Consider the following 6,511-nt stretch of genomic DNA (forward strand, 5'->3'; position numbering starts at 1 on the left):
CGTGTCACTGGGCGTAACTACAGAGCACGCTAACCCTGATTGGCCACTACCCTGCAGGACATTTTGGAGGTCAGACGGATAAGCCCCAACGAAGTCCGAACTGGTCCCCCTGGGAACCCCTGAGAAGTGCACGATCAGACCCTCATTTGCGCGAAGGAATGCATGGACATCCGAAACTGGGGGTTTCATCGATCTCATCCTCTCAGGGGCGCCTCGAGGTCGGCGCTCCGGCGGCCTAGGGGGCTTGGCAATTCTTCTTCTCAATTGCATCGGCAGTTGGTGAATGGAAAGACTGAGCCCTTTTACCGATGGCCGCCCTCTGTCCAATTATTCTCAGAGCCGACTGTCGGCTGCCGGCCCAACTTATGCCGCAGCCAAACGACTGAGAGTGGAGGTGAAAGCGGGCAGTTTGGTCTTGGCACGCAGCTCCCTAATACGATCAAACTGACAGAGTATCCTGGATCTCACGCTGTGGTCCGTAACTAAAACAGCAGTCTATTGAGATGATCAAATGATACGGCGGATCATTCTAGCGATCTCGCCTCCCGCCCAGCCTGCGAAACTGCGGCCTTTTGTCGAAATTTGCACAGTGCCAACAACAGGTTGAATCTGGTGCTCCTGATCACCCACGCGGCCTTGTTCGGCCACAAGGCGAACCCGGTATAATGCTTCACGGGGTTTAAGTTCCTCACCATCTTTGTTGACCGCAATTGGACCGCCGTTTTCTGAAGCAAGAATCGGTTGATCCAAACGCTCAATCGCGCTGTTCGAAACCTCGATCAGCTTTGCTTCACGAGCTACACTTGTTCCCGCAGCCGCCACAAAACTTGCGGTTGCGCCATTCTCAACCCGCCAAATTTCGTCCTCTGATATATAGGCTTGGACATCATAATCGCTGGGACTGAGGACATAGGCGATAACGTCAGCGCCATCGAGCCACCGACCGACATGGACGTCAGGGCCTAGATCAGTCAGCACGCCGTCTATTGGCGCACGCAAGACAAGCTTTTGTGTACGCCGTTCCAACCCTGCCAGCCGAGCCCTTTGCTGCGCCAATTCTCGTTCAATAACAGCTCTGTTAGAAAGGTCGCGATCATCAGCAACCGCACGGCCAAATTGTAGTTCCAATTGCGCGATCCGCACTTTGGTTGCTGCTGCCTGTGTGGAGAGTTCAGGCGCGCTAAGCTCAACAATTGGAGTACCCGCCCTGACACGCGCGCCATTTTCGACAAAGATATGGTCAACTCGCGCAGCTTCTCCCGCGGTGAGCGGAGAAGCCCCGATCGGCGCAAGGACAGCATTGCCCGAGACATGGCGGTCAATTGGCAAGAAAGCGAGTATTAGCGCTCCCAGTCCAAGCCATAACCAAGCCTTGCCACGTCGCGAGGCGAATATCTCACTGCGCATTTCGCGCCAGACTTTGAGTTCAGAGAATATAGGTCGCCCAACGAAGACTGCCATCTCGACAACGGCAAGGATCAAGCCGAGTGGCTGAAAAAAGACATTGTAAACGAGGATCGCAATTCCCGTGAACAAGAACAAGCGGTATATCCAAGTCGCATACGCATATAGGATCATGCCAACATGCAATCGCCGCGGTATACCTTCTGGTGCTTGGTCGCCGATCGCAAAAAGCGTTTTGCGTAGCTTCCATCTGGCAAGAGCGAATGCCCGAGGCTGTAGGTTGGGCACATCCAAAAGGTCGGACAAAACATAATACCCATCAAACCGCATGAATGGGTTCAAATTAACCGCAAGGCTCATAATCCAGCTTGTGGTGGCAAGGACGAAAGCGACACTACGCAGCATTCCCTCGGGCAGTATCACCCAAAAAATTGTGGCAACGCTCGCTACCATCAGCTCGGCAGCCACGCCCGCGCAATCAATCGCGAGCCTTTGCTTTCGTGATCGCAGTCGCCACGCAGACGTTGTGTCCGTATAGAGCACCGGCATCATCACGAGAAAGCTGACCCCCATAGTGGGCACTCTGCAACCATACCGCGTGGCGGTGTAAGCATGGCCGAGTTCGTGCAGGATTTTCACAAACACAATCGCCAGTCCGTATGCGATCACGCCCTGCCAACTAAAAAAGTATAAGAACGAGGCGACGAACGCGTCCCATTGGCGCGATACGAGCAACAGACTGATGAGCGCCAGAATTCCGAACGTCGCTAGGCTGGATGGCGACCAAAGCGGCCTGACCGTGTCGATCGTCCGATTGAGAAATTTGGCAGGCTTTACCAGCGGCAAACGGATGAACAAATAATTGTCGAGCAACCACTTCCAGGCCGCTTTCTTACCCGCCATGCGCTGCGCGGAATAGGCGCTGACGGCGCTTCCCCCAATGGGCGAAAGGGTAAGGCCATTGCTTGATGCAAATGCAACCACATCGTTAAACGCTTCATCAGCATCATCGCCTTGAGTGCCTAGCGCCTTCAACTGCTCAGTGATTCCATCCAATTTGCCCGAAGCCCACCGTGAAAGGATCACGAACTCAACCTTGCCAAGCTGGAAAAACGCGTGGCGCACGGGGTCAAACAATGTCCAGCTTGGGGCGCCATTGACCAAAGGGGCACCCGGCTCAATGCGCAATTCTTGACGCAATGCAGGCAGCGGAGGCGGCGGTTCTAATTCAGGAAGCTGGATGGGAATCGCTGCTTCGGCCACGGCGCACCTCTAAAACCCTATAAATTGGCGCAGTGCCGAGATGGGCCGGCGTAGCAACGAATAAATCAGCGGGACCCATTGTCCATAAACCTGCGCGGTGCCGCGCGAGCCGATCCGAGGAGTATCGTCAGACAATTTCGCGGTCAGAGCAAATGCCAGCGTTCCGTCTGGAGTAGGCCGCGACTGGTAGCTTGCCGTCTCTAATGTTGCGTCCACGGCCCAGAGCGGCTGAGAATCCAGCCACATTTTGACTTTAGCGCCACGTTCAAGGGACATCTGCTCAGCCGATGGCAAGTCTATACGGATCATTGTCGCGGTAGGATCGACGACCTGCATTATCGGATCGCCGACATTGACCGCACGCCCCTCCCAATCACGGCGATCGCTAAACAATGCCATTCCGTCTTGTGGAGCTACGATTGCGGACTGCCCCATCAGATCTTTTGCGTAATCGTACTCGGCCTGGGCCACTTCAAGCTCAGCGCGCATAATCGCAATATCGGATGTCTCATCCTCATCGCCAAAGGCAGAGCTGGTCGATCGTTCCAAACGCGACTGCGCGACCGAAAGCTTTTCCTCGGCCAGCTCCAGCTCATTTGCCAATCGCACATCGTCAAAGCGCAGCAGAACCTGTCCCGCTTTGACGGGGGCGTTAGGAATCACTTCAATAGAGGCAATACGGCCTGAAAAAGGTGCGGCGATGATAAAGGGCCGCTCTGCTACGATTTCGGCTGGCGCCAAAGCAGTTAGGCGCACCGGGAATAGCAAGATCACAGCGATGCCAGCAGCGATCCATTTCTTTTTCGTGCTGTCGAACGCGGGGATTTTACGGACAGGCTTGTTGCCTGTCAGAGCGCGCCAAGCGTGCGAGCCCGTTTCAGCTATTCTCTCCAACCGCTTCGTTTCACCTTCGCGCAGCGGTTCCTCGCGCGCGACGAGCAAACCGGCAAACACGACATCATCATCTGCGGACAATGGCTGCCAATGCATTTGCGAATAGGGGTAGTCTGCCAAGGTTTCATCATCAGCAAAGGCGCTCAGATCAAAACTGCGGGCGCTGCTTAGGCTGTGTTCTTCCTCGATCTTGGCGAGCAGATTCTCAAGCGTGTAAATCAGTGGCGAATTGCGATCGATTGTCGCCAGCGATGAAGAGCAAGTGACCTTAAATCCTTCACCAATTGTCTTGCTACGCAGAACGAACATTTGGCCATACGGCACCAAATTGCGCGTTTCGTTCGCTATCAGATATTGCAGTTCGTTGACCGTGGACTGACGACGTATTTCTCCCTCAAACTGCAATAGTGCAGCCAAGTTGCGCGCTTCAACGCCGGTTCCTTTGGAAGTCGCAGCCAATAAGGGCGGCGTTTTGATCGGTTCAGCTTTGCTCGCCATCACTTTGCTCGGCTTCCGGTGAGGCCTCACCGTCGGAGGCCTCTTCGCTTGGCTCCAGCTCTGGTTCTTTAGGAAGCTCAAACGTTGCTGAGCCACTCATCCCGGGTAGAACCAAGCCATCACCTCGGTCGATGTTAGCTGTAATGCGAATTGTCTTGCTAACCGGATCAACCGCAGCGCCCAGCCGGGTCACGCTTCCGGTGATCTCATTGCCTGTTTCATCAATTGCAAAGGTAAAGCCAGCACCAGGTTGCAGCCAAACCAGCCAGTTGCTGGGCACAATCAGCTCAGCTTCCAGGTCGCCGCCACTCTGAATTTTCATAAGCGGCGCGCCACTAGCGGCGATTTCGCCCCTGCTGGCGATTTCTTCAACAACGCTGCCAGAAAATGGAGCGTAAACAGCGCAGTCATTCATCTGCGCACGGATCGCACTCGCTTCTGCTTGTGCTTTACTCAAATTGGCGCGGGAAACTTCGACCTCGTTTTTGCCCACTGCCTCATAGGCATCCAGCTCAACATTGTTGTCATGCGTGACTTGGTAGGCCCGGGCTGATGCTCTTGCAGCGTTCAATTGCGCCTGAACCGACGAGCAATCAAAGCGCGCCAAAAGCGCACCGCGACGAAAGCTTTGTCCTTGGCCATAAGGCAGCGCAGTGATCTTTGCCGTCATGCGTGAAGCTATCGTGGATTCTTCTTTTGCTTTGATAACACCACGCGCGGTCAGATCGGGCTCTGGTTCCGGCTCCTCAACCACAGGTGCGTCCACAGCCAGCGCGTCAGCTTCTGCAGCTTGCGCCTCTGTATCTGACCAGGTTGTCTCGCCGCTATTGGCCAAAGCGTAGACACCAATCATTGCAGCGACGACAATGCCGCCACCGATCAGGTATTTGGTTTTCGAAGCGTCCGCAGCCGGTTCTTCGAAATCTGGCTGCTCATCATCGCTCATGATATCACTGCCCAGATAGCCTCATAGCATTCTCGCGATCTTGCCACATTTGAGCAAGGGACGCGCGCAACGTAGCAACATCTTCTTGGCCGGTCACGTCTGGACTGAACTCATCAATCCCCATTGATGCGAATAGATTGGCGTAAGCATTTTGTGCCTCAGCATAGGCGATATCGTATTTCACCTCAGCTACCAGCGTATTCATTTCCTCTCTCAACAAGGTCTGGCGACTCATCGCTCCTGCAGCATGACCGGACCGGATTTGTCCCAATATCCGATCCTGAACACTCATTTGCCGGGCGGCGGTGTCGAGTTCCTTGGTAAGGTGGCCGAAGCGCGCGCGCGAAACATGGACTTGTGTAATCACGGCCATGGTCAGCGCCAGCTCGCGCTGTTCGAGCAGAGCATCCTGCGCTTCAACTGCTCTCTTATGGGCAGGAAGGCGGAACAGGTTCAATACGTTCCAACTGGCGCGGGCTCCGTAATTGATCCAGTCATTGTTAAACAGGAAATCGTTGGAATCGACATTTACGCCCAGCACGCCGCGGAAACTTGGAAGAGCAGATAGAAGCGCTGCATCAAGCTCACGCGAATTGATCCGTTGGCGATAACTTACTTCACGCAATTCGGCACGATTCAGCAGCGCCGTCATCATCATGTCTTCCCCAGCGTATTGTACCGCAGGCAGCTGAGTCGAGCGGTCAGGCAGGGCCAGCGCGAATGGCGTACCAGGACGAAGGTTCATCAAAGCCGCCAATTGCGCCTTAGAAACCACTAGCTCGCGCTGAAGCTTGCGAATCTGCGACTGAATTTCGAGCAGTTCGCGCTGATAGGTCAAGGCTGTCAAAGGAGCAGAAAGTCGGCGCTCTGCAAGACGCTCTGAGTTTTGCAGCGTTTCGGTTACCGAGCCCTCAAGCTCCTGAAGTTTAGTAAGCAAGCGTTCTGCGCTGACTGCGCGCCAATATGCGGAGCGTACATCTTCGATGATACGGTTGGCCACTTTACGGCGCCGCTCCTGCGCGATGAGGATTTCATCTGCACCTTGCTTTGCACGGACATAGGAAAGGCCGAAGTCCAGCACATCCCAACTCAGCGCCAAATCAGCAGTAAAAAGGTCGCGCTCTTGTGAAGTCGACGGCTCAAGCGACTGGCGCCGCGTGATCAACGACAGCGAGCTTGCACCGGAAAAATTGTTGCGACCAGCATAGCCTGCACTCGCCACCAACTGAGGCAACATGTCATAGCGCTGCAGGTCGAGCTCTCGATCACGTAGAGCAATTTCCATCAGCTCAACTTTGTAGTCGAGGTTGTATTTTAGAGCGCGAGCCATCGCTTCGTAGAGATCGACCTCACCGGCAATTGGCTCTTGATCAACATCAACCTGCGCGAAATTGCGCTGCGCTGTCTCATCTAGCTCTGTCGGCGTAAATGGCTCAGGAACAGTTGCGCAAGCACTCAAGACAAGCGTTGATACGCCAGCAAGTACGATACCTTTTTTCATAATGT

At 54.6% G+C, this 6,511-nt stretch carries 4 protein-coding genes; all 4 read right to left on the reverse strand.

What is annotated here, in order from left to right; genetic code table 11:
* Positions 1-507 precede the first annotated feature (507 nt).
* Genes AC0V6N_RS11220 through AC0V6N_RS11235 form a run of 4 tightly spaced genes read right to left on the reverse strand, consistent with a single transcriptional unit; the run spans position 508 to position 6,506 of the window.
* Positions 508-2,667 carry a site-2 protease family protein gene (locus tag AC0V6N_RS11220; protein WP_486171634.1) on the reverse strand — a complete coding sequence of 720 codons (2,160 nt, stop codon included), beginning with the start codon at positions 2,665-2,667 and terminating at the stop codon, positions 508-510.
* Between the two features lie 9 nt (positions 2,668-2,676).
* Complete coding sequence (locus AC0V6N_RS11225; protein ID WP_486171635.1) at positions 2,677-4,059, reverse strand: efflux RND transporter periplasmic adaptor subunit; 1,383 nt, start codon at positions 4,057-4,059, stop codon at positions 2,677-2,679.
* Positions 4,043-5,005 carry an efflux RND transporter periplasmic adaptor subunit gene (locus AC0V6N_RS11230; protein ID WP_486171636.1) on the reverse strand — a complete coding sequence of 321 codons (963 nt, stop codon included), beginning with the start codon at positions 5,003-5,005 and terminating at the stop codon, positions 4,043-4,045. The genes AC0V6N_RS11225 and AC0V6N_RS11230 overlap by 17 nt, the downstream gene beginning before the upstream one ends.
* A 4-nt stretch (positions 5,006-5,009) precedes the next feature.
* A complete protein-coding gene (locus AC0V6N_RS11235) occupies positions 5,010-6,506 on the reverse strand; it encodes a TolC family protein (protein ID WP_486171637.1) in 1,497 nt (498 codons plus the stop codon).
* Positions 6,507-6,511 lie beyond the last annotated feature (5 nt).

This window comes from Erythrobacter sp. S57(2025) (genome assembly GCF_057365055.1).

What these genes read in the sequence shown, in the direction of transcription:
- AC0V6N_RS11225 (WP_486171635.1), bottom strand. Translation starts at nt 4,059, where the DNA reads ATGGCGAGCAAAGCTGAACCGATCAAAACGCCGCCCTTATTGGCTGCG.
- AC0V6N_RS11230 (WP_486171636.1), bottom strand. Translation starts at nt 5,005, where the DNA reads ATGAGCGATGATGAGCAGCCAGATTTCGAAGAACCGGCTGCGGACGCT.
- AC0V6N_RS11235 (WP_486171637.1), bottom strand. Translation starts at nt 6,506, where the DNA reads ATGAAAAAAGGTATCGTACTTGCTGGCGTATCAACGCTTGTCTTGAGT.